The sequence below is a fragment of the Paenibacillus tepidiphilus genome, from assembly GCF_008635795.1.
In the GTDB taxonomy this organism is placed as follows: Bacteria; Bacillota; Bacilli; order Paenibacillales; family Paenibacillaceae; genus Paenibacillus_AQ; species Paenibacillus_AQ tepidiphilus.
On sequence record NZ_VWRQ01000005.1, the window covers coordinates 60,530 to 86,437 of the forward strand.

The 25,908-nt window shown below is 53.8% G+C and carries 25 protein-coding genes; 8 read left to right on the forward strand and 17 right to left on the reverse strand.

Annotated features, from left to right (window positions below):
- Nucleotides 1-13: 13 nt before the first annotated feature.
- Together F1379_RS07980 and F1379_RS07985 are read right to left on the reverse strand one after the other, a co-directional pair.
- Complete coding sequence (locus tag F1379_RS07980; RefSeq protein WP_150268265.1) at nt 14-814, reverse strand: glycoside hydrolase family 73 protein; 801 nt, start codon at nt 812-814, stop codon at nt 14-16.
- 532 nt (nt 815-1,346) lie between these two features.
- On the reverse strand, nt 1,347-2,978 hold the full coding sequence (locus F1379_RS07985; protein ID WP_150268267.1) for a sensor domain-containing diguanylate cyclase: 1,632 nt from the start codon (nt 2,976-2,978) through the stop codon (nt 1,347-1,349).
- Nucleotides 2,979-3,257: 279 nt separating this feature from the next.
- Here F1379_RS07985 and F1379_RS07990 point away from each other — a divergent pair, with 279 nt between their 5' ends.
- The gene (locus tag F1379_RS07990; RefSeq protein ID WP_150268269.1) at nt 3,258-3,638 is read left to right on the forward strand and encodes a PilZ domain-containing protein; all 381 of its coding nucleotides are present in this window, start codon (nt 3,258-3,260) and stop codon (nt 3,636-3,638) included.
- 119 nt (nt 3,639-3,757) lie between these two features.
- Here F1379_RS07990 and F1379_RS07995 read toward each other — a convergent pair whose 3' ends face one another.
- From F1379_RS07995 to F1379_RS08015, 5 genes are read right to left on the reverse strand one after another with little or no spacing between them, the layout of a single operon-like run.
- Nucleotides 3,758-4,495, reverse strand: coding sequence for a hypothetical protein (locus F1379_RS07995; protein ID WP_150268273.1), 738 nt, complete (start codon nt 4,493-4,495; stop codon nt 3,758-3,760).
- Nucleotides 4,489-5,190, reverse strand: a complete 702-nt coding sequence (locus tag F1379_RS08000; protein WP_150268276.1) for an ABC transporter ATP-binding protein — start codon at nt 5,188-5,190, stop codon at nt 4,489-4,491. Before F1379_RS08000 ends, F1379_RS07995 begins: the two co-directional genes overlap by 7 nt.
- Nucleotides 5,191-5,194: 4 nt before the next feature.
- Complete coding sequence (locus F1379_RS08005; RefSeq protein WP_150268278.1) at nt 5,195-5,572, reverse strand: GntR family transcriptional regulator; 378 nt, start codon at nt 5,570-5,572, stop codon at nt 5,195-5,197.
- Nucleotides 5,572-6,318: an ABC transporter permease gene (locus F1379_RS08010; RefSeq protein ID WP_150268281.1), complete on the reverse strand. Its 747-nt coding sequence runs from the start codon at nt 6,316-6,318 to the stop codon at nt 5,572-5,574. Before F1379_RS08010 ends, F1379_RS08005 begins: the two co-directional genes overlap by 1 nt.
- Nucleotides 6,311-7,288, reverse strand: a complete 978-nt coding sequence (locus tag F1379_RS08015; RefSeq protein ID WP_239004594.1) for an ABC transporter ATP-binding protein — start codon at nt 7,286-7,288, stop codon at nt 6,311-6,313. Before F1379_RS08015 ends, F1379_RS08010 begins: the two co-directional genes overlap by 8 nt.
- Nucleotides 7,289-7,507: 219 nt before the next feature.
- Between F1379_RS08015 and F1379_RS08020 the strand changes: the two genes are divergently transcribed.
- Nucleotides 7,508-7,879: a hypothetical protein gene (locus F1379_RS08020; protein ID WP_150268769.1), complete on the forward strand. Its 372-nt coding sequence runs from the start codon at nt 7,508-7,510 to the stop codon at nt 7,877-7,879.
- A 165-nt stretch (nt 7,880-8,044) separates the two neighbouring features.
- A complete protein-coding gene (locus F1379_RS08025; RefSeq protein WP_150268283.1) occupies nt 8,045-9,409 on the forward strand; it encodes a cryptochrome/photolyase family protein in 1,365 nt (454 codons plus the stop codon).
- 95 nt (nt 9,410-9,504) lie between these two features.
- Here the strand turns inward: F1379_RS08025 and mnhG are convergent, their stop codons facing one another.
- The 8 genes from mnhG to F1379_RS08065 form a co-directional block, all read right to left on the reverse strand.
- On the reverse strand, nt 9,505-9,903 hold the full coding sequence (gene mnhG, locus F1379_RS08030) for a monovalent cation/H(+) antiporter subunit G (RefSeq protein ID WP_150268772.1): 399 nt from the start codon (nt 9,901-9,903) through the stop codon (nt 9,505-9,507).
- Entirely contained in the window at nt 9,878-10,171 is a 294-nt protein-coding gene (locus tag F1379_RS08035) for a Na(+)/H(+) antiporter subunit F1 (protein WP_150268286.1), read from the reverse strand. Before F1379_RS08035 ends, mnhG begins: the two co-directional genes overlap by 26 nt.
- On the reverse strand, nt 10,168-10,647 hold the full coding sequence (locus F1379_RS08040; RefSeq protein ID WP_150268287.1) for a Na+/H+ antiporter subunit E: 480 nt from the start codon (nt 10,645-10,647) through the stop codon (nt 10,168-10,170). Before F1379_RS08040 ends, F1379_RS08035 begins: the two co-directional genes overlap by 4 nt.
- Nucleotides 10,648-10,653: 6 nt before the next feature.
- Nucleotides 10,654-12,132, reverse strand: a complete 1,479-nt coding sequence (locus tag F1379_RS08045) for a Na+/H+ antiporter subunit D (RefSeq protein WP_150268289.1) — start codon at nt 12,130-12,132, stop codon at nt 10,654-10,656.
- Nucleotides 12,129-12,464: a Na(+)/H(+) antiporter subunit C gene (locus F1379_RS08050; protein WP_150268290.1), complete on the reverse strand. Its 336-nt coding sequence runs from the start codon at nt 12,462-12,464 to the stop codon at nt 12,129-12,131. The genes F1379_RS08045 and F1379_RS08050 overlap by 4 nt, the downstream gene beginning before the upstream one ends.
- The gene (locus F1379_RS08055) at nt 12,464-15,328 is read right to left on the reverse strand and encodes a Na+/H+ antiporter subunit A (protein ID WP_150268292.1); all 2,865 of its coding nucleotides are present in this window, start codon (nt 15,326-15,328) and stop codon (nt 12,464-12,466) included. The genes F1379_RS08050 and F1379_RS08055 overlap by 1 nt, the downstream gene beginning before the upstream one ends.
- 66 nt (nt 15,329-15,394) lie before the next feature.
- Nucleotides 15,395-16,030, reverse strand: a complete 636-nt coding sequence (locus F1379_RS08060; protein WP_239004595.1) for a universal stress protein — start codon at nt 16,028-16,030, stop codon at nt 15,395-15,397.
- A gap of 108 nt (nt 16,031-16,138) precedes the next feature.
- Nucleotides 16,139-17,110, reverse strand: a complete 972-nt coding sequence (locus F1379_RS08065) for a phosphotransferase enzyme family protein (protein ID WP_239004596.1) — start codon at nt 17,108-17,110, stop codon at nt 16,139-16,141.
- A gap of 120 nt (nt 17,111-17,230) precedes the next feature.
- On the opposite strand from F1379_RS08065, the gene F1379_RS08070 reads away from it, so the two are divergent.
- The 3 genes from F1379_RS08070 to F1379_RS08080 all read left to right on the forward strand — a co-directional run bounded on the left by F1379_RS08070 (nt 17,231) and on the right by F1379_RS08080 (nt 19,477).
- Nucleotides 17,231-17,722, forward strand: a complete 492-nt coding sequence (locus F1379_RS08070; RefSeq protein WP_150268294.1) for an RNA polymerase sigma factor — start codon at nt 17,231-17,233, stop codon at nt 17,720-17,722.
- Nucleotides 17,719-18,423, forward strand: a complete 705-nt coding sequence (locus tag F1379_RS08075) for a zf-HC2 domain-containing protein (protein ID WP_150268296.1) — start codon at nt 17,719-17,721, stop codon at nt 18,421-18,423. The genes F1379_RS08070 and F1379_RS08075 overlap by 4 nt, the downstream gene beginning before the upstream one ends.
- An 82-nt stretch (nt 18,424-18,505) precedes the next feature.
- On the forward strand, nt 18,506-19,477 hold the full coding sequence (locus F1379_RS08080; protein WP_150268298.1) for a sulfurtransferase: 972 nt from the start codon (nt 18,506-18,508) through the stop codon (nt 19,475-19,477).
- A 481-nt stretch (nt 19,478-19,958) separates the two neighbouring features.
- On the opposite strand, the gene F1379_RS08085 is transcribed toward F1379_RS08080, so the two are convergent.
- Nucleotides 19,959-20,642, reverse strand: a complete 684-nt coding sequence (locus tag F1379_RS08085; protein ID WP_150268300.1) for a hypothetical protein — start codon at nt 20,640-20,642, stop codon at nt 19,959-19,961.
- Nucleotides 20,643-21,141: 499 nt separating this feature from the next.
- On the opposite strand from F1379_RS08085, the gene gdhA reads away from it, so the two are divergent.
- Nucleotides 21,142-22,524, forward strand: coding sequence for an NADP-specific glutamate dehydrogenase (gene gdhA, locus F1379_RS08090; RefSeq protein ID WP_150268302.1), 1,383 nt, complete (start codon nt 21,142-21,144; stop codon nt 22,522-22,524).
- Nucleotides 22,525-22,737: 213 nt separating this feature from the next.
- Nucleotides 22,738-25,005 (forward strand): preprotein translocase subunit SecA, encoded by a 2,268-nt coding sequence (locus tag F1379_RS08095; protein ID WP_150268304.1) that lies wholly within the window; start codon nt 22,738-22,740, stop codon nt 25,003-25,005.
- A gap of 121 nt (nt 25,006-25,126) precedes the next feature.
- Here F1379_RS08095 and F1379_RS08100 read toward each other — a convergent pair whose 3' ends face one another.
- Nucleotides 25,127-25,855: a sensor domain-containing protein gene (locus tag F1379_RS08100; RefSeq protein ID WP_150268306.1), complete on the reverse strand. Its 729-nt coding sequence runs from the start codon at nt 25,853-25,855 to the stop codon at nt 25,127-25,129.
- Between the last annotated feature and the right edge of the window lie 53 nt (nt 25,856-25,908).

Consider the following 25,908-nt stretch of genomic DNA (forward strand, 5'->3'; position numbering starts at 1 on the left):
CGCACCTAAAGGCTCAGCCTCTTCCGGTAACGAGCAGGCCGGCCCGGTTCAGCACCGTCAATATCCGGTAAAAATCATAGCTGCCGCCGGTAGGGGTATCCAGCAGCCCGGCCGCGACTGCGGCATTGACGGCGGGCTCCGCCCATGCCGGCACATTCATCACCGTACGCCCTTCGAGGACGCCGACACGTTCGTTTACGCTTTTGATTGCTGTGCCCTGTTCCTGTACGCCGGTCTTCAGCGTGTCTCTGCTGACGGTAAGACCCGCCAGCAGAACACGCAATTCGCTTACTTCCGATTCCAGACTGGCCAGCTTTGCCTTATCCTCGGCCGACATCTCATCATCCTCCTCGAATTCATCGTATTGATAGAGCTTATGGTCATCCATAATGCGGATCAGCTTGTTCGCGTATTGCGGATCGGTCGCATATCCGGCAGCGGCGATTTCGCGCGCCGCGGTCCGGCCATCCACTCCAATTACTTTGCTGTACAGGTTGCGGTTCCAGGAGACACCGCCGATGATAACTGCCGAATGATCCGCAACAGATTCCCCCCAGTTATTGTAGGCCCGGAAGGCAGCAGATATCTGCACCGGCTTGCCGCCCACATATTCGGTCGTCCGCACCGCGATGCTTCCTGCCGGACCACTGCCTTTGATCCCGAACAGGTTATTCGCCTTTACCGTCAGCCCGCTGTTGCCCCAGCTCGATTCCAGCGCGGCCTGGGCGATGGTCAGCGAAGCAGGGATATGGCTGCGCTGCATGTCTGCCACCGCATACGGAATTATTCTCGCCAGAAATTCGCTCACCGTCATTTCATCACATCCTTTGTACTATTAAATGCCGTACCGCTTGCAAGGGCTTGTGCTTCTCCCCATTCCCTGTCCGTGTACTTGCCCCGCAGCCGAATATTCCGCCGAACCAAAAAACGCCGGATTCGGCTCCGGCGCTGTAAAGGTTTTGTGCTATAGTTTGGCTTAATATAAAGATAGTTTATTCTCCGATAATATTCCCCGGTTATAATGAAACTCAAAATCCCGGCAATTGCTTTTTATCCCGATGCAGCGTAGTATATAGTGTTAAAATAACTAAACTAAGGAGGGTCTTTCGACTTATGCCATCTTATTATTTTAAAGAGTTATGGACTCCCTTGAAATGGATTGGCATTCAATTCTTCCGTGACGACGAACAGCATCTTTGGATTAAATGGTGGTCCAATCCGCGCAAACGATTAAAATAACGTCCTACATACAGCTCCTGTCAGACACCCATGCCAAGCAGCCCCATTTTCCGGCCTTCCGCACCCTTACGGTGCGCCGAAATACCGGGAATGGGGCTGCTTCTTATTTAACTTGCCGCTTCAAAGGTAATACGGTTCTTCCCGCTGCGCTTGGAAATATACAGCGCCTCATCCGCGAGACGCAGAATCTCTTCAGGCTCCGGACCTTCCGGTGTCCAGATAGCCGCTCCAACACTGCAGCCGACATGGGCGGTAGCTTCGCCGATTTCAATCGGCAGATTGAGCTTGCTGATGATCCGCGCCGCGACGACTTCAGCTTCGAACGCCGGCTTGTTCGCTGTCGTATTCAGTACTACGACAAATTCATCGCCGCCGATACGCGCCACGATTTCATTCTCGCGGGTGCAGTCCACCAGACGGTCGGCCACCTTCTTGAGCAGGGCATCACCGGCTGCATGCCCGAGCGAATCATTCACTTTCTTGAAGCCGTCCAAATCCAGATACAGAAAGCTGAGTGTCGTCCGGTTCTGCTTCGCTTTGCCGACCGCATGCCCCAGAAACTCCTTCAGCGCATTGCGGTTCGGAAGCCCGGTGAGCCCGTCATGGAGCGCAATGTCCGACATATAACTAAGCTTATTCTCCGTCTTGGTGAGATTGCCTACGAGATTGCGCAGAGAGGATGCAAGTATCGCCACATCCTTAATGCGGCTCTTGACAGGAATCTCTACCTGCGCACCGCCGCTGAGCAGATCTGCGGTGTGAGCCAGCTTGTGCAGCGGGCGGGCAATCCAGCCCGCCAGAAGCCAGCCGAACAGCCCGAAGACTACGGTTGCAGCAAGTCCCGACAGCAGAATGAAGCGTTCGAGCTCATATACCGAGGCAAAAGCAATATTGGCCGGTTGCCGGACCACGACTGTCCAGCCCAGACCCGGATAATTCATATAACCGTCGCCGTAAGCGTAGCCGGTTAAATAATCCTGATCTGCTCCGTTCTTCTCCACAACCCAGGAATTCTCACCGCCGCGGGCACTCGCGATAACATCATCCGAGAGCTTCCGGCCGATCAGGGAGGGCGGTCCCAGCAGAATTGTATCATCCTTTTCGCTGACGACATAGATTTCCAGCTCACGCATCCGCTCCTTCAGCGGCGCGAGGATCGAGGCTTCCACTTCACGCGACCACTCCCAGCTCAGATGGGCGGCCAGAACGCCGCTCACCTCCCCTTGGCTGCCATAGACAGGGACGCTGACATCTACGAACTGCAGCGGTTCACCAGACGGATTCGGCAGCAGCTTGGCCAGCAGCACGGCGTCGTGGACATCACCGGTAAAAGGCCCCTTCAGCCCCTCCTGAAATACTGGCCGCTGGCTGATATTCTGGCCTTCCAGGATATGGTCTGTTGCTGATATTACATCGCCACGGGAATCGAGAAACCCCACCCAGGTGAATACCGGAAGGCTGCTCTTCAACTGATTGAGCAGTCCGCCGATCTCAGCGGAATTATAAGGCTGCTGAAACGCATTCAGCTTACTCAGCACCTCCACTTCGCCGGCGCGCGCCCACATGAAATGATCCAGCTTCTCGGCCATCTGATAGGCCTCTTCGGCCAGTGAGCCGCCGATGCTGACCTCCACTCTTTTCGTGGATTGCTCACCGATCACGAAGATCAGCAGCGCTGTAAGCATGATAATAATCAAGGCAAAAGCGCCGGCAAAAAAAGTGCGCAGATTGAGCGACATCCAAATTCTCCTCTGTAGCTGCCACGCCTGTTGCAGCTTTGAAATACTTTATATACCTCTCATGTTGATGTCGAAAGAAGTCGTTAAATATGTTATCGGCGTAAACGTTCCGGATGTTTAGCATAAGCCCCGGTGCGTAAACTCTCATGTGATCAATGGACCGGTATCGGCCCCGGTTTCCAGGTCTATTTTAAATTTTAAATATAAATATGGCACTTTAGGAGATTGTCTCGATAAAATCATTTGGATATAATAGCAAAAAACAGTCGGAGGTACACAATGGACGACTCCAGCAGAAAAGAACCGTTCCGGTATGTCATGAATCAGCCGATTACCTGCTGGCTAGAGGTTCCGGCAGGTAATGTTGGTCCGGGCGCAGGCAGATTGACAGAGGGCATGCTGCTTGACTTAAGCCGCTCCGGATGCAAGGTGCGCACTTCACTGAATCTGCGTTTCACCGCAGGCGATACGAAATTGATTATCCATTTCCAGCTCGCGGACACGATGCTGCAGTTTGAAGGCAGTGTGCGCTGGGGCTGGATGTTCGGACTGGGCCAGTTCCAATACGGCATCAGGCTGGATCTTTCCGAAGAAGAGGAAGAACGGCTGCTGCGGGAGCTGGAAATCTGGACGGGCGCAGCACGGGCTGAAAGCCTGTAATTCTGGCCGGAATATGAGCTCCCGGGTACCGGAACGGCCGGCGGCTGCTTCCCGACAGGAAAGAGCGTAAATATACAGGCGGGGCATTCCGCCCCGCCTGCATTTATGAAGCGGGACGATTAGGCCCGGTCTTCCAGTTTGTTCTTGACGAGATAGTGGATCGCCCAGAGCATCAGCCCAGCGGTTGCCAGCTCAAACAGCAGCGGCCAGATACTGGGCAGTGCGGAGGGAGCCAGATATTTTACCGGGGATGACTGTGCCGGAACATATTCCATATTCAAGATCTGATCGATCCGCAATGAATAGGGCCCGAACAACCAGTTCTCCAGATAGGCATAGCCGTTCTGCAGTCCGACGGCCATCAGTATGCCGATCCATACCTTTCCCCTCACCCGCAGCGACCCCACCACCGCAATGACAAGCATCAGCATAATCAACAGGAATCCGCATGTCCATAGCACACTGAACAGGATTACCGGTCCCATTGCCGAGACATTACTCGGGAAAAAGTCAGTTGTATAGATCTGTACATACATCGCCACATGCAGCACGGCAACCAGTTCTACAGCCAGCAACAGCATCCAGAGCAGCAGCAGCGGCGAAAGCAGCTTCCACAGTGTCCGCTCCGGCAGAAGCTGCCGGTGATAGGCCTTCAGATTATAGAGATAGATCCGGACCGCGGTGACGATCATCCCTATTCCAAGCGCCACATAGATCATGGTATTGAGTGCAAGCAGTTCATCATCCAGCTTCGCACGGGAGATCCACAGGCCAAGCTGCACCAGCAGTGCGACGGCGAACATCGCCAGTATCCGGTCACGCTCACGCCGGAAATCATATTTCAGCAGTTTCAGCATTCCGCAAACACCTCTCTGAACAGCTCGTCAATGCTTTTTCGCCGCTGGAGCCGGATATCTTCTACTTCGCCCTGCAGCACAAGCTCTCCCTCTTTAATGAACAGAACCTCATCAAAGATCCGCTCGATATCGCTCACCAGGTGAGTCGAGATTAAGAGGGTGCTGTCTTCTTCGTAGAACTCCATCAATGCATCCAGAATTCGGGTACGGGCCACCGGATCTACTCCGCCGATAGGCTCATCAAGCATATACAGCTTCGCTCTCCGGGAGAGCGCCAGGGTCAGCTGCAGACGCTCATTCATGCCTTTGGACAACGTCTTCACCTTATCCTGCTTGCGCAGCCGCATGAACTCCAGCATTCGCCGGGCTTTGGCCGGATCGAAATCCGCATAGAAATCCGCCTGGAACCGCAGCGCATCGCCAACACTCATCCAAGACTCCGTCAGAGGCCGGTCCGGCATAAAGGACACCAGCTGCCTGCTCTCTTCCCCTACCGGTACACCTCCAATGAAGATTTCGCCTGTGTCCGGACGGGACAGCCCTGCAATTAGCTTCATTAAAGTGGTCTTGCCGCTGCCATTGCTGCCGAGGAGACCGGTGATTCTGCCGGAAGACAATTCAAACGAGACCTTGCGCAGCGCAGGGCGTGAGCCATATTGTTTCGAAAGTTCTTTTACTTGCAGAATGGGTTCCACCGCCTTATTCCTCCAGCCTTCTCTTAGATATACTGTTGGCTACCGCACTCACAATCTCATCCTCCTGGAAGCCAAGCTCCTGCATCCCCCGGATGAACCGGTCGAGCACGTCCTGGGCCATCTCCTGCTTGATCGTCATAATGGTCTCTTCCTTCCCTGTAACATAACGGCCCATTCCGCGTCTGGTCTCCACAATCTCTTCACGCTCCAGCTCCTGAAAGGTTCTTTGCACCGTATTCGGATTAATCTGCAGTTCTGCCGCGAGCTCGCGCACCGAGGGGATTTTGTCGCCCGGCTTCAGCTTGCCCGTAATAATCTCGACCTTCAAGTAATTCATAATTTGCAGGTAGATCGGCTGGTTGTTATCGAATTCGATGGCCATCAAGCAACGTCCCTTCGTCTGAACACAGTAAAGGCTGCCAGGATGAACAAAATCATATACGCCGCAAGCACCAGAACAGAGAAGGTCTGTGTCATACCCGGCAGCGGCGGCTCACCGCCCTGGTACACCGAAAGGTCGAGATTGGGAAAGAGCATATATTTATAGAACTCCCGCTGAATAATGAGCTTATCGAGCATAACGGCAAACAACGACGCCCCGATAGCCACACCTGTCGAAGAAGTCAGGACACTCAGCATAAAGGTTAAAGTAACATACAGCAGCGCGTATACAGCCACATACAATACGGAACGGGCGATATCTCCGGCCCCCGCATTCCCGCCCGCTGCACCAAACCACAGCAGACCGATGATGAAAAGGGACAAGATGGCGGTGGTCAGCAGCGCCAGGGAATACAACAGCACCGTAGCATATTTGGATGCGAGTATAGCGGTCCGGCTGCGGGAGCGGATCAGGAGGAATTTGATGGTCCCCTGGCTGTGTTCCCTGGCTACAATGCCTGCCGTTCCGATCATCGCCAGCATGGCGAGAATTTGCCCGACACCCGTAGGCAGAAGCATAACCGTGGTAAAACCTGCGGCTGAATTGAATTCAGTTCCTCCGCTGAGATGTGCGACATAACCCAGTAAGACGGACACTGCGATCACGATCAGAAAAGGCACTGCGAAGCTGCGCTTCTTGGCCAGCTTCACCCACTCGTTGACAATCAGATTGCTGAATTTACGCAATTTGGTTACCTCCTGTCCATTTCAGGAATTCATCTTCCAGACTTTGCTTGTGCTCGGCTATGCGGTAAACGCCGATCCTGGCTTCACTAAGTGCAGCCACCAGCTCAGGCACTGCAAGGTCCGGCAGCGTGACATAGATTTCCGAGCGTGCTTCCTCGGCTCCAGTCAGCTTAGCGGCCTGCATGCTCTGAACGATACCCGACGCCTGCTTGACGTCGTCCACACGGATTGAAAGCTCAACCTCGCCTGTCGCCGATTCGTCCGCAGCCGAGATGGACGTAACCTTCACCAGCTTGCCGTTCTGGATGACCACCGCCCGGTGGCAGATCTGCTCGATCTCCGCCAGCATATGGCTGGAGATCAGAATCGAGATCCCTTCCACTTCGGCGATTCTCCGCATATATTCACGCATTTCGCGGATGCCCGCAGGGTCCAGGCCGTTGGTCGGCTCATCGAGAATCAGCAGCTTCGGTGAATGCAGGAGTGCCTGGGCAATACCCAGCCGCTGGCGCATCCCGAGCGAATAGGCTTTAACCTTCTTGTTCATCGCATCCTGCAGACCCACCAGCTGCACAACTTCGTCCAGCCTTGAAGCACTTATGTTATCGGTCATGCGGATATATTGCTTCAGATTATCCAGCCCGCTTAAATGCGGGTAAAACTCCGGATTCTCAATGATTGCCCCGACATACGAAATCGCCTGCAAAAAATCGCTGCGTACACTGTGCCCGTTAATCAGCACATCGCCGGCGCTCATCCGGATCAGCCCGGTCATCATCCGGATGGTCGTCGTCTTGCCGGCACCGTTGGGGCCCAGCAGTCCGACAATCTCGCCCGGACGGATATCAAACGTTAACCCGTCCACGATGGTCTTGCCTTTAATCACTTTGCTGACCTTATTCATTTGCAGAACCAGATTGCGGTTACCCTGCTCTGCTGACGTGCGCGCTTCGGTTGGCATTTGCTTCATATTGGCTCCTTCTCTCCATATGTTGTACTAATACGAATGACTCTGTATTGGTGTGTTAGTTACATAGTACACTAGAGCATTTCGCTTGTAAAGAAGATTCTGGAAATCAGGGCCGTGCTCTGCTCTGAATCTAGTCTCCCAACCACACTCCCAGCGTCGCCGCTTCATAGAATAATATGGCTGACAAGCCAAACTACCAAGCAACCGGGAGGTAAGTGTATAATGAATAAAGCGTATATCTCGCAGACCTATCCGCGGCTGACCGTGTATTCCGAAGAGAACTACCGGGGAAGAAGCCGAATCTACACCGGCAATCTCGGCATCCGCAATACGGATAATATTCTGGACGGCATCGAAAGTCTCCGCTTCTTCTCTACCAGCAGCAATGCGACGCTTGTGCTATTCAGCCGCACCCGCTTCAGAGGCAGCTTCCGCGTGCTGCGCGGCAACCGCAGCATCCGCGATCTCGATGACTACATCTCCGGCAATGATGTCGAGTCAATCATTTCCACCAACCAGCGGCTGACACTGGCCCAGATCCGCAGCATCCGCGACAGCGGGGAGCTCCCCGCAGGTTACCGGCTGATTTAAGCGCCCAGACAACAGGCAGCGTCCGCTCCTTGCAGAGAACACGCTGCCTGATCCCGTTCTGCCCGGAGCAGCAGATTGCTGCTCCTTTATGTTTTTACATTCATGCTTCGGTTTACATAGTAGTACCCGCAAATATGTCCTACCTTCTGAAAGGAACACACAGCTATGATTCTATTCATTCACCGCAAGGATTTACGGACCGCTGATCTCCCAGCCTTCGAGGCCATCCGTTCTGCCGGAGAGCGCTCGCTGCATGTGCTGATTCTGGAGCCGTTTCTGCTCCGCAATAATCGTTACCTGGAGCACAGCGGAATCAACTTTCTCGCGCATGCCGCCAGTCTGCAGCAGCAATACGCAAGGCAAGGGAAGCAGCTTCATATTCTGTATGGCGAGCCTGACGAAGTGGTCAGCAAGCTGGCCGCGCGGCAGCCAATCCGCGAAATTCGTGTCCATGCCGATTACACGCCTTACGCACTGCGAAGAGACCGGCTCCTCAGCGAAACGGCACGGGCGCTCGGCCTCCGGTTTCATGCCGCTCAGGACAGCATGCTCTGTGACCCGGACGACTTCATGGCATGGTGCGGGCGGAAAGAGCCCTTCAAGGTCTTCACACCCTTTTACCGCCGCTGGCGCAGCTTTCTGTCGGAACGCTTCCGTCCCCCTTACTCCACTGGGCTGCAGGAGCTGGAGACGGCAGATATCCATGAAGAAACCGCCCGGGAATTGCAGCTTCCGGAAGAAATCTCCGGCCAAATCACCGCCCTTTCCGGGCGTGAGAAGAAGAATGGCCCGGATGAGGCCGTCGAGCATTTTCTGCAGGAGCATCTGCAATCTTATCCCGTGAGCCGCGACCGCTATGCGCTCCCGGGGACCAGCCGGCTCAGCCGGCATCTTAACACGGGTGCGGTTTCCGTAAGGACCGTGTATCTGCGGCTAACGGAGGAGGACCGCGGCGGAGAAGAATGGCTGCGGCAGCTGGCCTGGAGAGACTTCTATCTGTACCAGGCGCAGTTTGATGCCGATTTCTTCAACTATGAGAACGTATATGATCTGTCGGCTCTCGGGACCGGACATTTCGCAGCCTGGGCTTCCGGCAGCACAGGTATTCCCGTTATCGACGCCGCCATGCGGCAGCTCAATGAGACCGGCTGGATGCCTAACCGTCTGCGGATGCTTACCGCCATGTTCCTCACCAAGAATCTGGGCTGCCCGTTTATCTACGGGGAACGCTATTTCCGGCTCAAGCTGAGCGATTACGACAATGCGCTGAACCGCGGCGGCTGGCTGTGGAGCTCCTCCCTGGGCTATGATGCCTCACCTTACTTCAGAGTGGTGAACCCGGTGACTCAATCGCAGACGCATGATCCGGACGGTAGCTTCCTCCGCTCCTGGCTGCCGGAGCTGGCAGACCTTCCGGACAAGGAGATCCATCTGCCGAGGCCCGGCGCCATTGTCGATCTGAAGGCCTCACGGGCGCTGGCCATCGAGACGTATAAGGATATATTGCGGAGCAAGAAAGGCGGCGATTAGCAACTGCCGTAGCTGACCCATATTTCCCTGTTAAAAAAAGGACGTCTGCCGGCCGCTATGCAGCCTGACTGACGTCCCTTTTGGTTAATCCGAAGCTATGATGATGTGGATGAAGAGGTTGAAGACTCCTCCGGAATCCGTTCCTTCTCCAGCACCTCTTTCAAATCATCCTGAATCCGGCGGTTCCACAGTGGAACACCGGAGCGGTAGGCCGAACGGCTGGTCAAATGAGCGGCCAGAGGTGAAGTCATAAATACGAATACAATCCCGAGCAGCAGCTTGGCGCTGATGAAATCAAGGAAAACGGCAAAGTAGAGAAACGCCCCGCTGAGTACACATAACACGCCTAAAGTTGCGCTTTTGGCTGCGGCATGCGACCTTAGATAGACATCCGGCAGCCGGATTAATCCCACAGAGCTGGCGGCACTGAGCAGAGCTCCGGTCAGAATAAGCAATGCAAACAGCAATTCAACTACCGTCTTGATCATTTCCATATTCAAGCACCACACCCCTTTCGATGTATCTGGCAAGCGCCACCGTTCCAATGAAAGAGAGAATTCCGATCAGCAGGATATATTCGATAAACGTTTGGGTTTTGAACAATACCGAGAGGACCGCCACCATTGCAAGCAGGTTGATTCCGATCGTATCCAGTGCTGCGACCCGGTCAGGAAGCGAAGGCCCCTTGACCAGCCTCCAGGCGCAAATCGCAATGGAAATGACCATAACCGATATCGACAGCATGAGTATAAAATGAATCATGTGCGGGACACCTCCATAATTGCACGCTCGAACGTATTGCGGATATTATCTCTGAATTGCTCAGCATCCCTGATATCCATGGCATGAATGTATAATGTCCGGTTATCTTTGGACACCTCCAGCACCACCGACCCTGGATTCAGGCATAATATTGTAATAAGGACAGCGACCTCCCAATCCGACTGGAGCTCTGTATGATACATCAGAATCGCCGGACGGATGTCAAGCTTGGGTCTTAGGACCGCCTTCACCACCACATAACTGGAGACGACCAGCTCCCGCAGCAGCAGCACCACCAGCTTGATAATAGCCCAGCCTCTGCCGAGATATAGACGTCCATTGAAGAACCGGCGCAAGCCGAACAGCACGGCGACCCCCAGCACATAGCCGACGATGAAGCCGGAGGCCGTCCAGTCATTGAACAGAAACATCCAGAGGAACGCTATCATGAAATTCAATAATATTTGAAAAGCCATCCGCATCTACTCCTTCATGACAGCGTTAATGTATTGGACCGGATCGGCCAGCACGGAACCGGCCTGAGCCACATAACCGTTCACCGTCTCAGCGCCGATCCCCATCAGGATGACGATGACAAACAGAACGGCCGCCGGTGCCATCATCGCTTTGTAACGCAGCGGATGAATTTCTTCTTCGCTTCTTTCACCGCCCCAGAACACTTCCCGGAACACTTTAATCAGCGAGTATAATACGGCGAAGCTGGAAGCAAGCGCAATCAGGGAAAGGGCTACCTCCTGCTCTCCGAAGCCGCTGCGGATCATCATCACTTTGCCGGCAAAGCCGCTCAGCGGCGGAACGCCGACCAGCGCCAGCGCCAGGATGAAGAACATCCATCCCGTCCACGGATACCGGCGGATCAGACCGCCCATCTGCTGCAGCTGCTCTGTTCCGGTGGCGGCAATAATCATCCCTCCCAGGATGAACAACAGCGCCTTGGCTACCATGTCATGCATTAAATAGAAGACTACCCCGTTCAAGGAATCAGCGGTAGCAACAGATACACCGAAAGCAATAAAGCCCACACTAATTACGATATTGTAGTTGAAAATACGGCTCAGATCGTTATATGCCACCGCGCCAATGGCGCCGAGAATCATCGTCGCTCCAGCCATCCAGCCGATCAGCGTATGCGTGAGCCCCAGATCATGGACAAAGATCAGCGAGAACGTGCGCGTAATGGCGTACAGCCCAACCTTGGTCAGCAGTGCTCCGAACAGGGCTCTTACTGCCACCGGAGGCGCACTGTAGGAATCCGGGAGCCAGAAGAACAGCAGCAGGCCTGCTTTGAGCGAGAACACCAGCAGCAGCACTACTGCAATTACGTTCATCACGCCTCCCTGCCCTGCCTCCGCCACACGCACCGCCAGATGCGCCATATTCAGTGTACCTGTCGCTGCGTAGAGATAGGCGATGGCCGCTACGAACAGACTGGAGGAAACGACGTTGACGAGAATATACTTCAGCGTCTCCCGCAGCTGGACCCGGGTGCCGCCCAATACGATCATGGCATAGGAAGCCACAAGCAGCACCTCGAAGCATACGAACAGGTTAAAGAGGTCCCCGGTAAGGAATGAACCGGATACCCCGGTCAGCAGGAAATGGAAAAAGGTATAGTAATAAAACCGTTCCCGCTCTTCACCGATGCTCGCAAAGGAAAAGAACAGGCAGGCCGCTCCCACTACCGCTGTGACCAGCACGAGCAGCGCCGCAAACATATCGGCCACAAAAACGATACCGTAGGGCGGTATCCAGCCGCCCATATACAGCGTTTGAATCCCATCCGTGCTGACCTGATATACTATGACCGCAGCCACAGCGATATTCAGACAAGCACTGATTGCGCTGATCATCCGCTGCAGCCCGATCCTCTCCTTCAGAAAGATCAGGATGACCGCCGTCACAGCCGGAATGAGCAGAGGCAATACAAGCAAATTGTTCATCGTCTCTCCCCCTTGCTTCCTTCCACATCATCCATTCCCCCGGAGCGGTAAGCCCGGTAGGCCAGCACGATGAAGAATGCGGATACCCCGAAGCTGATGACAATGGAAGTTAGAATCAGCGCCTGGGGCAGCGGATCAACATACGCTTCCGCTTTCTCGCCCAGCAGCGGCGAAGCGCCGGTCTTGAGTCCCGCCATGGTCAGCAGCAGCAGGTGAACACCGTGGGTAATGAGCGTCGTTCCCAGCAGGATGCGGAGCAGACCTTTGGAGAGGACCAGATACACCCCCACCGTAAACAAGACACCGATCGCCAGGGCAACAAGAAGCTCCATCAGTTATCCCTCCCGATCGTGAAGATAATATTCATGGTAACACCGATAACCGACAAGTATACACCGAGATCGAACAGCATCGCCGTAGTCAGCTCCGTCTTGCCCATCACCGGCAGGTCGAAATAGCCGAAGGCCTGGCTCAGGAACGGAACATCGAATACGAAGGAGCCTATCCCGGTGAAAAAGGCCATTAAAATGCCGACTGCAATCAATTTGCGGTAATCAATCGGCAGCACCTTCTCCACAAATTCCGGACCGAAGGCAATCGAGAGCAGCACCAGCGCCGCAGCAGCCATCAGCGCACCGATGAAGCCGCCTCCCGGCTGGTTATGCCCGGCAAAGAACAGGTACAGCGAGAAGGTAATGATGATGACGAAGGCCACCTTGGCTACCGACTGCAGCAGTACATCATTGCTGCGGGCATAACGCGGTTTGCCTCCGTCCAGCAGATTCTTCGGCAGAAGCGGCTCCATGTCCGGTTCAAGCTTCAGCTTGATCATGGCATAGATAGCCAGCGAAGCGAGTCCCAGCACCGTGATCTCGAACATCGTATCGAAGCCGCGGAAATCCACCAGCAGGACGTTGACGACATTTTTGCCGCCGCCCAGCTCGTAGCTGTTCTCTGTATAGTAGCTTGAAATGGATTCGAACGGGCTGCTGCCGAGAGCGGCCAGGGCAACCAGGGTCATTGTGACTCCGAATCCGAGAGAAATAATCAGCTTCGGCAGCTTCACACGGAATTTGACCTTATCGCGCGAGAGTCTTGGCAAATGCCGGAAGCACAGCAGGAACAGCGTGACCGACACCACTTCGACAATCATCTGCGTAAGCGCCAGGTCGGGTGCACGGAACAGAATGAAGAGCAGCGTAACCATATAACCTACCATACCGGTCAACAGAATCGCCGCGATTCTGGACTTGGCGAACGGAATGGCCAGTGCGCCGGTCAGCAGGACCAGGACGGCTACCACTTCAAAGAAGGAGATCGGGGCATATTCCCCCTGCCCGAACACCAGCCCATCCGTATACAGCATCGTCCCGCCCACCAGAGCAATGAACAGAACAAAGATGTACATCAGATAATGCCGCATGGAGCCCGTCATATAGAGGTTCGTTAGCGCCCGGGATGTGCGTTCCACCAGCCGGATGCTGCCATCATAGGCCTGATTCAGGCTGTAGCCTCTGCCGCCCCATTCCCTGTCGACAATGCTCAGACGGGTATACAGGCGGTAAACAATAATCCCAGCAGCAATTACACCAAGCGTCATCCAGACTTCCGTGGTAAAGCCATGCCAGAAATAAATATTGACATAAAAAGGGGAGCTTGCCGCAAGCTGCGGATGAATGGCATTCATTCCCGGAACAATCAGCGTCTTGGACAGCAGATTGGGGAAGAAGCCGGTCACGACGGCCAGCAGAGCCAGCAGGATGGGCGGAAGCAGCAGGCCAAAGGGGGCCTCATGCGGTTTCTTATCGAGCTTCTCCGGCTGGAATTTGCCGAAGAAGGTCTGGAAGACCATGATCATGCTGTAAGCAAAGGTGAAAATGCTGGCAATCCAGGCCAGAACCGGAAAGAGGGTAAAGAACGACTGCGGGCTGAAAATATCCAGCTCCCGGATATTCAGCACCGCCGTGAAGAACATCTCCTTGCTCAGGAAGCCGGCAAAAGGCGGAAGACCCGCCATCGAAAAGCTGCCGATCAGCGCTACTGTAAAGGTCACCGGCATCAGCGACACCAGCCCTCCCAGCTTACGGAGATCACGGGTATTCGTCTCATGGTCGACAATCCCGACCACCATGAACAGCGAGCCCTTAAATATTGCGTGATTAATCAAATGGAAGAGGGCTGCTGTGGTTGCCGCCGTAAAGTAAACGGCCTCTTCTCCGGTGTAGAAAGCCGCCGCCGATCCCATTCCGAGTAGTCCCATGATCAGTCCGAGCTGACTGATCGTTGAATAAGCCAATAGAGCCTTCAGGTCCGTCTGCTTCATCGCCTGGATCGATCCATAGATCAAGGTGATCAGGCCGACACCCGACACTATCCAAAACCACTCATGTTGGCCCGCGAATACCGGACTGAAACGCGCGACTAAATACAAACCCGCCTTTACCATGGTTGCCGAGTGCAGATAGGCACTGACCGGAGTCGGCGCTTCCATCGCATCCGGCAGCCAGATATGAAACGGGAACTGGGCCGACTTGGTAAAGGCGCCCAGCAGAATCAGCAGCATGGACGGGATGAACAGCGATTGTCCGCTGATATCGCCCACCTGGCTCCAGATTTCACGGATACTGAAAGTACCTGTCATGACATAGAGCATCAGGAAGCCGGCAAACATCGCCAAGCCGCCGAAGACGGTAATCAGCATCGACTTCAAGGCACCGTAACGGGATTTCTGCCGCCGGTGCCAGAATGCAATCAAGAGAAACGACGATACGCTCGTCAGCTCCCAGAAGCCATAAAGTACCATCAGATTATCGGACAGCACTACGCCCAGCATGGCTCCCATAAAGAGCAGGAGATACACATAGAACGGAGTAAGTTCTTCGCGTTTCTCCAAATAATAGATTGAATAGATGACGACAAGCGTTCCCATGCCCGTAATTAACAAGGCGAACAGCAAACTTAATCCATCCAGATGGAACACCAGATCAATGCCAAGGGATGGAATCCAGGATATCGTCTCATACCCGGACTCCCCTCCCTTGATAACCGGAATCCGGGTTAAGAAGTAAATGAACAACAGCAGCGGTCCGGCAAGGATAAGCCATCCCCGGTGGAGCTTGGGGAGGGTCCTGCGTAGAAGCGCTATCATTAGGGCCAGCAGAAACGGGACAAGAACGGTTACATGAAGCAAAGGCAAGCCTCCTTTTCCATTGGTCATATGAGTTTGTGAACACTGGTACTTGTATCCCGAAGAAGAAACCGGCTATAAAGGGTCGGTCAATACCCCTTCGCAGATATGCAAATATCTCGCTTTACCATCTTGCTCAAATCTGAACAAGCCATTCTCGAATTCCGTGTGCAGCTCGTGGAAATATTTACCCTTAATGGAATCAGGGCCATTTGGCTCATCGCTGAGCTGGTAAGTATCCCCGGTCTTCACCAGATAGGAAATAACGCCTTCTTCATGCGTTTCTTCCAGACCGGCCCGCATGCGCTGGACAGCGACCACATGCAGATCCATCATCTTCATCTTGCTGATCAGCTCATTGACAAAATTGCGCTTGGTCAATTCCTGCCACAGCGTCTGAGCCGATTGGCCGATAATGATCTGGGTCACTTCCTTTTCTTCTGCGGCTTCAACAATCACATCGGTTGTCTTGCGCCCGCGGCGCTTGCGGACCATGAATTCCGCTCCAGCCTCTTCGGCCAGGCGCTTCCAGACCGTCATGAACATTTCTTTGCTCTGGTTGTATTCATCACTATCCGAGCTTTCGACATTGAGCACGTAAAGCGGTGCCCCGATCAGCTCAGACAGCTGGATACCGCGCCGGATCAGCCGCTCCCCGTGCGGACCATAATGAACGCATACCATAATCTTTTCCTTGTGTATGACCTTCACCCTCCTGTGAACTTGGGTAAGAAATACAAAAGGAGCCTACTGGCGTTAGGCCCCTTTCTGTTGTTCTCAACCCTTGGATGTTATATATAAATTATAACGATTCTAATCCTAGTTGTAAAGTTTACGGACAGTGTGAAAATCTCTCCACAGAACTTCCATTATCTGTGCGGTGCTCACCGCCAGCTGTCCCAAGTCCGCTGCGAGCAGCCGGACCTGTTCCCGCAGTACCTGCGGCTCATCCGTTCCTTCGAGGTAGCGGCTGGTAAAATGCAGAAACACATCGATCTTCCGCAGCAGCATCAGCACGGGTATCGCTTCTATTTCCGCAGCGGATAACTGAATCCGCCGGCTGAAGCCATCCCAGAATTCGCGGACCGCAGCTTCCTGCTCTGCATGGCCCACCCATCCCGACAGGATCACGGCAGGCTCCATCGCCCGCAGATCACGTGTGCAGAATTCAAAATCAAGCAGCGCGGCCACCTTGCGGTGATTACCGCCATCTACCAGCAGGTTGGAGGCGTTCAAATCGCCGTGCACCAGCTGATGCGGCAGCTCCGCCAGACCGGGGAGTGATTCTGCTATATCAGTATAGGCGCTGTAGAGGGTCTCCAGTTCCGGAGACAAATCGGCCAGCTCCGCCGGCGGGTTCAGGCAGATTTCCCGGACCGCCGCATTTGTACATAACGGATAGGCCGTCCGCAGTTCATAATAAGGCCGGTAGACAGGGGGCAGCTCCGGCTCAATCTCAGCCAATACTTCAGATAGTATTCCTGCCGATGTGCCAAATGATGCATAATATCCGCTGCCCTCCTCAAGGGGCGTCACTCCCTCGATATAACGGAAGAGACAAGCGTATTTACCGCTCTCCTCCAGCTCCACCATAGTCTCACCCCCGGCTGCGGTCAGGGGAAGCGGTGTGCTGAACGGCAAGGGTAGCTTATCAAGCTGCTGCAGCACCGTATGCTCGAATTCGATTTTATTGCGGTCGCGGTGTGTATTATAGATCCGCAGAACGGCACGGCCGCGGGCGCTGTCTACCATGTAAGTGGTATTGTTCCAGCCTCCGCTCCGCTCTTTCAAAGTACCGCTCCATTCCGGCCAATGCCGGTTTACAATAGCATCCGTAGGCTTATGCCCCTTTCAACTTTTTTGTAACGAAATGTCTCTTATGGTGTCTTATCCAGGTAAGGTGGTGAACATGTGGCTGATGTAGAGCATATCTACGAGCAATATTTTCAGGAGGTATATTTATTTGCGTTATCGCTCAGCCGAAATCAGCAGATCGCCGAAGAGATTACGCAGGATACGTTCGTCAAAGCAGTGAAGAATATCAACCAGTTCAAAGGCAATTGTAAAATCAGTGTCTGGCTCTGTCAAATCGCCAAAAACTCCTACTTCACCTATATGGGGAAGCAGAAGCGCTGCGGAACGCTGGAGCCGGACAGCCAGACGGCTGACGGCGGCTGGATGCTTGAACAAACGCTGGTGGACAAATCGGAAGCACTTAGAGTCCACAAGCTGCTGCACAGTCTGAAGGAGCCGTATAAGGAAGTGTTTACACTGAGGGTATTCGGGGAGTTATCCTTTGCCCATATCGGCGAAGTGTTCGGCAAGACCGAAAGCTGGGCCAGAGTTACCTATCACCGTGCAAGAGGCATGATACAAGACTTATTAATGGAGGAACGCCGATGACTAATACCCTGTCCTGTGAGATCGTGGAGGATTTGCTGCCTTTGTACCATGATGAGGTGTGCAGTATAGCCACCAGAGAGGCCGTTGCTTCCCATCTCGCCACCTGCAGTCATTGCGCCGCTGCCCTGGACAAGCTGCGGGAGAGCAGCCGGCTGCCGTTTGAGGTCATGGAGAAGAATAGACGGGAAGGCGAAGGCCTGTCCAGCTTCAAAAAATACTGGCACCGCACCCGGGTGCACTCCTTCGTCAAAGGCCTGCTTATTGCCACCGCCGTCTGCGGCCTGGCCGTTCTCGGGTACGCCGGATTGTTCCGTTGGAATATCATAGAGGTACCTTCCAGTGTAATCCGGATCAGCGAGATAAGCCGGCTGAGCAATGGAAAGATTGCCTACCGTGTCAACATTACGGACGGCTACATCGTTAACCAAATTAACGGCAGACTTGACGATGACGGCAACTACTACTATACTCCTGTCCGGCCTGTGATCAAGTCCAGCAAATTTGCCGAGCTTGGGCTTGGCAACGGGTATCATTTCTTTGATCTTGAGATGCTGAATGCCAACCGGACCGATCCTTCCATCCCCATAAAGGCGATCTATTACGGCCCGAAGGATGGAAATCCCGTCCTGATCTGGCAGCAGGGCATGGAACTGCCGCCGGCTGCCGCTGCCGTAGAAGCCCAATTTCATTTCGCCGATTAGCTTATTACGGAGCCTCCTGCGAAATACCGGTTTTTCCGCTATAATAAGTCTCATATTGATAGAGCAAAGGATGGGATCAACCATGGAGGCTACTGTATCCAAACGCTGGCTGCTGGCCAGACTCTATGAACCGGAGCAGACGATTGTCGACTGCCGGTTCACACTCGGCAAGCCGCAGGCCGGCCGTGAAAGCTATGAGCAGGAGCATATTCCCGGCGCGGTCTATCTTGATCTGGAGCTGGATCTGTCCGCTCCGGTCGCGGAGCACGGCGGACGGCATCCGCTGCCTGACCCTCAGGTGCTGGCGGCACGCCTTGCGAAGCTGGGAATCGGCAACGATACGCGCATCGTTGCCTATGACGACGAGAGCGGCATGAATGCCGCCCGGCTGTGGTGGCTGCTGCGCTACCTCGGCCACGAGCAGGTATATGTGCTGGAAGGCGGCTTCAGCGCCTGGAAAGCGGAGAAATATCCGGTGACGGACCACCAGCCGATCCGGGTGCCGAGTAGCTTTGTGGCCAATGTGCAGCCGCAGATGCTGGCGGGTGCCCGGGAAGTGCGGGAGCTGTCAGGGAAGCTGCTTAACACCGGCGGTGAAGACAGAGTTGAAATTGGTGCCGACAGTAGGGCTGGCGCCGGGGCTAACTCTGGGGCTGACTCGGAGACAGGTTCTTGGGCTGGCTCTGGAGGCGATCCTTCCGCATCATCCCCTGCTCTCCCGGTCCTGATCGATTCCCGCGCGCATGACCGCTATCTGGGGCAGAACGAGACCCTGGACCCCGTCGGCGGCCATATACCCGGTGCGGTGAACTACTTCTGGAAAGACACGCAGAATGCCGACGGCAGCTACAAGAGCGCCGAGCAGCTTAGCGAGCATTTCGCCGGACTGGATAAGGACCGCGAGATCGTCGTCTACTGCGGCTCCGGCGTCACCGCCTGCCCGAACGTCCTGGCGCTGGAACGCGCCGGATTCAAGAATGTGCGGCTGTATGCCGGGAGCTGGAGTGACTGGATCAGCTATGAGGGGAATCCAGTGGCCACTGGGGAAGAGTAGCGTAAAGAGCCCGCGTCGGACGCGGGCTCTTTACATTACTCTTTGTATTACTCTTTGTTTTACACTCTATTCTACTGCTCTATCCTATTAGAGGTGAATTAACCTTCGCAGTAGAACATTGTGGTCGCTTTTTCATACACATTCGGCTCGTTTGCCCATACAACAACACATTGTGGTCGTTTTTTCATACACATTTGGCCAATTAACCCATACAGCGGCACATTGTGGTCACTTTTTCATACACATTTGCCCCGTTTGCCCATGAAGCGGCTCATTGTGGTCGCTTTTTCATACACATTCGGCTCATACCCCCTTACAGTGGCACATTGTGGTCGCTTTTTCATACACGTTCGGCTCATATCCCCTTAAAGTGGCAAATTGTGGTGGCTTTTTCATACACATTTGGCCCTTCTACCCACGCAGATGCACATTGCATACTGTAGTCGTTTTTTCGTACACATTTGCCCCCGGTTACCCGTCCTCACACCAGATCCGGACTTTGGAGCGTGCCTATATACTCGTAATAAACAATTCGCTGAGATAAGCCTCTTGCCACTGGGCGGAATTTCCGCTTCTCCACCAGCATGCGGCAGTATTTTATGACCGTCATATTGTGCAGCTCCAGCTCCCTCGCAGCCTCACTTGGACGAAGGACACGATGGTGACGGATCGCTGACCGCATGAGGTCACGTTCGATTTTGGAATAGGCTCGTTCAGCACTTCTATTCCCGGAATCTTCCGCCGACAAATAAGGATTCAGGCTGCTCCGCAGTGCGGAGAGGATAAAAGACGGATTCTCTTTCAGCTCATCCAGTGAAATATAGAATATCGTGCAGTCCTGTGACTGTAGAAACAACCCCCGGTTCAGATCCATCCGGTATTTACTCCGGTCCGTGCCGTGCGAGCCAAAGTCCATGATCTCAAATGCAATACGCGAGGACCCAACCTGCCATAATAGATCCACAAAATAGGGTCTGCCCCGCCAATCCCTCACTTCATATTCCGGGTGTAATCCTTGAAAATGTCCGGCAAGCGGCCACCACACCTGCTCGACAAACAAGCGGTTTCCGTAGCCATGACCGCGTCTCAGCGCATCAAGCCGTTCTCCTTCCCTTCGTTTGAGATGATCGCCCAACCATTGATTATGTTCGCTCGTAAAACCCATTTCCCGTCCCCTCGCTTTACAATAATATTTGTTTCTAAACACACAAAGCCCCGCCTCCTTCCGGATGGAAGAGGAGACGGGGCATTCTTTGCCGCGTATGCTTATATCTGTACCCATTGTGCCACTTTCGGGCGGCTAACACAATACGTAATTTAGTCCGGTAAGCCCTTCACATCGAAAGCACGCTTCCCATCGGTTTCCGTCTCATTGTGGACAATTCATATGGCTGAATATTGGCGTATTCGGATGCTCGCTCAACGCTTGTACAAACATGACGGGAAACAGGAAAGGAAGCGGGAACTGATCAACAGCGATTGGTCCACAGCAGTATTACCCCCACCATAATCTAGCATGCAATGTAAGGTTCATAGAACATTTTGATACACTGACCAAAAATAATTGATTGGTAAATTCATGTTAGGTTATATAAAATGATTAAAATTCAAATCATATCCGTACTGCCGGTATTTTATCATCTATTTAAGGAGTGTTTGCCCTAGTGTCCAGCGTTCTTTCCGTTACTTCAGAAGCTACCGTCATAGCAGAGCAGTATGTTCAGAAAATTTACAGCGAAGTCCAATCCCGCGACCCGCAGGAGCTCGAATTTCATCAGGCCGTCAGAGAATTCCTGGATTCTCTCGTACCCGTTCTGGCCCGTCATCCGCAGTATATGGAGCAAGGCATCCTCGAACGGCTGGTCGAACCCGAGCGCAGCATTTCCTTCCGCGTGCCATGGGTGGACGATTCCGGCAAAACAAGGGTTAACCGCGGCTTTCGCGTGCAATTCAACAGTGCAATCGGTCCCTACAAGGGCGGGCTCCGCTTCCATCCTTCCGTTTATCTGGGAATCATCAAGTTCCTGGGCTTTGAGCAAATCTTCAAGAATTCACTGACCGGCCTGCCAATGGGCGGCGCCAAAGGCGGCAGTGATTTCGATCCCAAAGACAAGTCCGATCAGGAAGTGATGCGGTTCACGCAAAGCTTCATGACTGAGCTGTACCGGCACATTGGAGCGGACACGGACATTCCTGCCGGAGATATCGGCGTAGGCGCACGTGAAATCGGCTTTATGTTCGGGCAATACAAACGGATTCATGGAGGCCATACGGCAGGAGTGCTTACCGGAAAAGGCCTTCTGTACGGCGGCAGCCTGGCACGCAAGGAAGCGACCGGATACGGATGTGTGTATTTTGTGCAGGAAATGCTCGCGGCGCAGAGTACCAGCTTCCAGGATAAACGGGTCGTCGTCTCCGGCTCGGGCAATGTCTCCATTTACGCTATAGAGAAAGCCCAGCAGCTCGGAGCACTGGTTATCGCCTGCAGCGACTCCAACGGTTACATCCATGATCCCCTGGGAATCAATCTGGCCACTGTCAAAAGACTCAAGGAAACCGAACGCCTGCGCATCAGCGAATACGTGAAGGAACACCCCCATGCCGAATACAAGGAGGGCTGCAGCGGAATCTGGAACCTGCCCTGCGATATCGCCCTGCCTTGCGCCACCCAGAATGAGCTGGATAAGGCCTCTGCCCAGCAGCTGATTCTGAACGGCGTCCAGGCCATCGGGGAAGGTGCAAATATGCCTACCACGATTGCTGCGGTTGAGCTGTTTCTGGAGAATGATGTGCTGTTTGCTCCGGCCAAGGCCGCCAATGCCGGCGGTGTGGCCGTCTCGGGACTGGAGATGAGCCAGAACAGCATGCGGCTCGCCTGGAGCTTTGAAGAGGTCGATGAGAAGCTGCAGCAGATTATGAAGAATATTTACCGCAGAACCGTCCAGGCTGCGGAGGAATACGGCGTGTCCGGAAACCTGGTTGCCGGGGCTAACATTGCCGGTTTCCTTAAGGTGGCCGATACAATGCTAGCTCAGGGCGTCGTGTAGACCTGACTGAAGCACAAGGAACCTCCGTTTACGCCGGAAGCCGGCTTGGGGGCTGTGACAGAATGCCGGAAGGCAGGCTGCTCGCAGCCCTTTTTGAGTTATTCTGATGACAATCTGCACCAAATAATTGGACCCCTTTTTGAACCTTATGGGAACCGTTTGCCGTAATAGTGGGTAGACAAGCGTATTCTACCGAGGGGAGAAGCGATTTCTATGGGTATAGCCTCCAAGTTGATACATAATTTCAAAGACCGCGATAACAACAAAATGCTGAACATCTGCCGGGACAAAACGAAGCGCATCAGAGAGCGGAATCTGGAGGCATGGGACGATGGCAGGCTTCAAGCGGAATCCTTCCGCCTGCAGCAAGAGGCACAATCGGGTACGCCACTGGATGAGCTGCTTGTCGATGCTTATGCGCTGGTCTGCGAGGCAGCGAAGAGAACGCTGGGATTACAGCCTTACGATGTCCAGATCATGGCTGCCATCGCTCTGCACGAGAGGTATTTAATCGAGCAGCATACCGGAGAAGGAAAGACGCTCTCGGCAGTTATGCCTGCTTATCTGAATGCGCTGGCCGGTAAAGGCGTTCATGTATTAACGTTCAACGATTATTTAGCAAACCGGGATGCGGAGTGGATGGGCCCGGTCTATCGTTTCCTCGGGTTAACGGTAAGTCCGGTTCAAGCGGGCATGAGCTTCTCCAGGAAGCGGGAAGCGTACGCTGCGGATATAACCTATGTCACGGCAAAAGAAGCGGGATTCGATTATTTGCGCGACACCATCGCACTTGATGTAGCCGATACCGTGCACCGCCCTTTCCACTACGTCATCGTCGACGAAGCCGACTCCTTGCTGCTCGACGAAGCGCGGGTGCCGCTGGTCATCAGCGGTGATGCGGACTCTGCCATGAGCGACGGGATTCGTTTTGCAGAAGTGGTCCGGCAGCTCAATCAGGCAGAGCATTACGACTTCGACCAGTTCCAGCGGAACGTTTACTTGAATGAAGCTGGCGCTGCGCTGGCGGAGTCGCTGCTGGGATGCGGCAATTTGTACGATGTTCATAACAGTCATTTGCTGACGAACCTGAATTGCGCGCTGCATGTTGAAACGTTGTTAAGAAAAGACGTCGATTATATCGTCCGAAGCGGTAACATCAAGCTGATTGAAGAACATACCGGCCGCGTGGCGGAGAACAGGTATTTGCCGGAGGGACTGCAAGCCGCGCTTGCAGCCAAAGAAGGGCTGCACACCTTTGCCGGAGGGAGAATTCTCGGAACGATCACCATGCAGCATTTCATTAGCCTGTATCCGGAGATTTGCGGAATGACGGCTACGGCCCATGCTTCGGCGTCGGATTTCGCAGATATTTACGCGCTTCAGGTCGTGCGGATTCCGCCGAACCGGACGAATATACGAATCGACCACCCGCACCGGATTTACACCCATAAAGAAGCTAAACTTAAGGCGCTTGTACAAGAAATCTCGTCCGTTCATAGGACGGGACGCCCGATTCTGATTGGTACGTCAAGCGTCGAGGAGTCGGACAGGCTGGCGGAGGCACTGGTGGTTGCCGGGGTGCCCTGCCATGTGCTGAATGCGAAGCACGACGCTGAGGAGGCCGGGATCATCTCTAAAGCGGGAGAAATCGGCGCCGTGACGGTATCGACGAATATGGCGGGACGCGGCGTCGACATTCGGCTCGGCGGCGGCAACGCCGCGCAGGCAGAAGTGGTATTCAAGCTGGGCGGGTTATACGTGATCGGTACACATGTGAACGAAAGCGTGCGGATCGACGACCAGCTGCGCGGGCGTTCCGGCCGCCAAGGCGATCCGGGCGCCTCCGTATTTTACGTGAGCCTGGAGGATGAACTGCTGCTTCGGTTCGGTATATCTAACGCGGTTAGGGCTCCCAGGCAGGATGAGGCTCTGGAAGAGCCGGCACTCCGCAGTAAGATCATGCGTATCCAGCGAATCGTTATGGGCCAAAATTTCGATATCCATCAGGAACTGAACGGTTATTCGGATATGGTGGAGGATCAGAGGCGGATTGTATACGCAGAGCGGCTCCGAATCCTGAATGGCGAGCAGCCGCTGAGCCCCGCTGAGCAGCGGGTACGGCTTTTTTATATCGACGAGTTCTGGGCTGACCATCTGGCATACGTTTCTTACATTCGCGAGGGCATCCACTTGGAGAGCATTACCAGCCGTAATCCGATCGACGAATTTCATATGCAAATCACGCAAGCCTACGAGCAAATTCCGGCTAAAATCAATAGCGCATCGGAGACTATGCTCGCACGGCTCGGAGGCTCGAATGACCCTGCGGAGTGGGAAAAGCTCGGTCTGAAGAGCCCTGCTTCCACCCGGACCTATATAATTAACGATCAGTACATCCAGAATAAGCGCAGCTCATGGACCACAACGACCGTAATAGCTTATTATCTCAGTAGGATATTAAAGCCCGTACTCAGGCTGTAATTCAGGGTGATTAAATACGATCCGGTATAGCACCAGAACGAACAACAGCTGACTTTGCAACAAAAAATACATCGCCGGTGCGTAATAGCAACTTGGCGATGTATTCTCTTCGAGCGGATATTTAATTTTGAACGGAATACGGCTCTGCTTCATCATAAGCTACGAACAGCAATCTGCGCTGCATATCCATAAGCCCGCGAATCGCAACATTTCCGATCAAGCCTACGACGACCCCTGCTACAACATAAGCAATATATTGCTCCGTTTGTGTCCAGTCGATATGGAACAGGGCAAATACACTGTTCTCCAGAATATTCAGATCCATCGTTTGCAGAAAAATCTGATGAAGCACAGGCAGTGCAATCAGACCCAGTGAAGCGGCTACCAGCGTAAGGGTCAGGGAAAAGAAAACGATGCTGGTTACGAACCGGCCAAGGATCAGCATAGCGTTACGTACAAACTGCTCAGCCTGAAAGCCCAGCTTCATCCGTTGCCAGAAGCCTGCTCCCTCCACCTGTGTATAGACTCTGTACTCTTCAGGGCGCCCCGGGATATCGAGGAGTGATCTTACCAGGTCTTGCTCAAACCGTACGATGTAATCCATTCCCTTAGCTACGGCAAAAAACAGCGGAATGCCAATGAACACCGGGGTTAATCCAATGGACAGCGTCAGCCCTGCAACCATGAACACGAAATAAATGATCGTGACCGGCAAAGAAATGATAAAATACAAAAGGCTGCGGTACATCTTGGGACTGGTTCGGCGTTTGCGCGGTTTGGACTGTGATTCTGCAGAATTCCGCAAGGAATCCGGCACTCCAATCGGCATGGCATACATTTCCTTATTCATATGAATGAACCTTCCTCTCACTTTTTTCAATTAATCAACATTATACGTGGCTG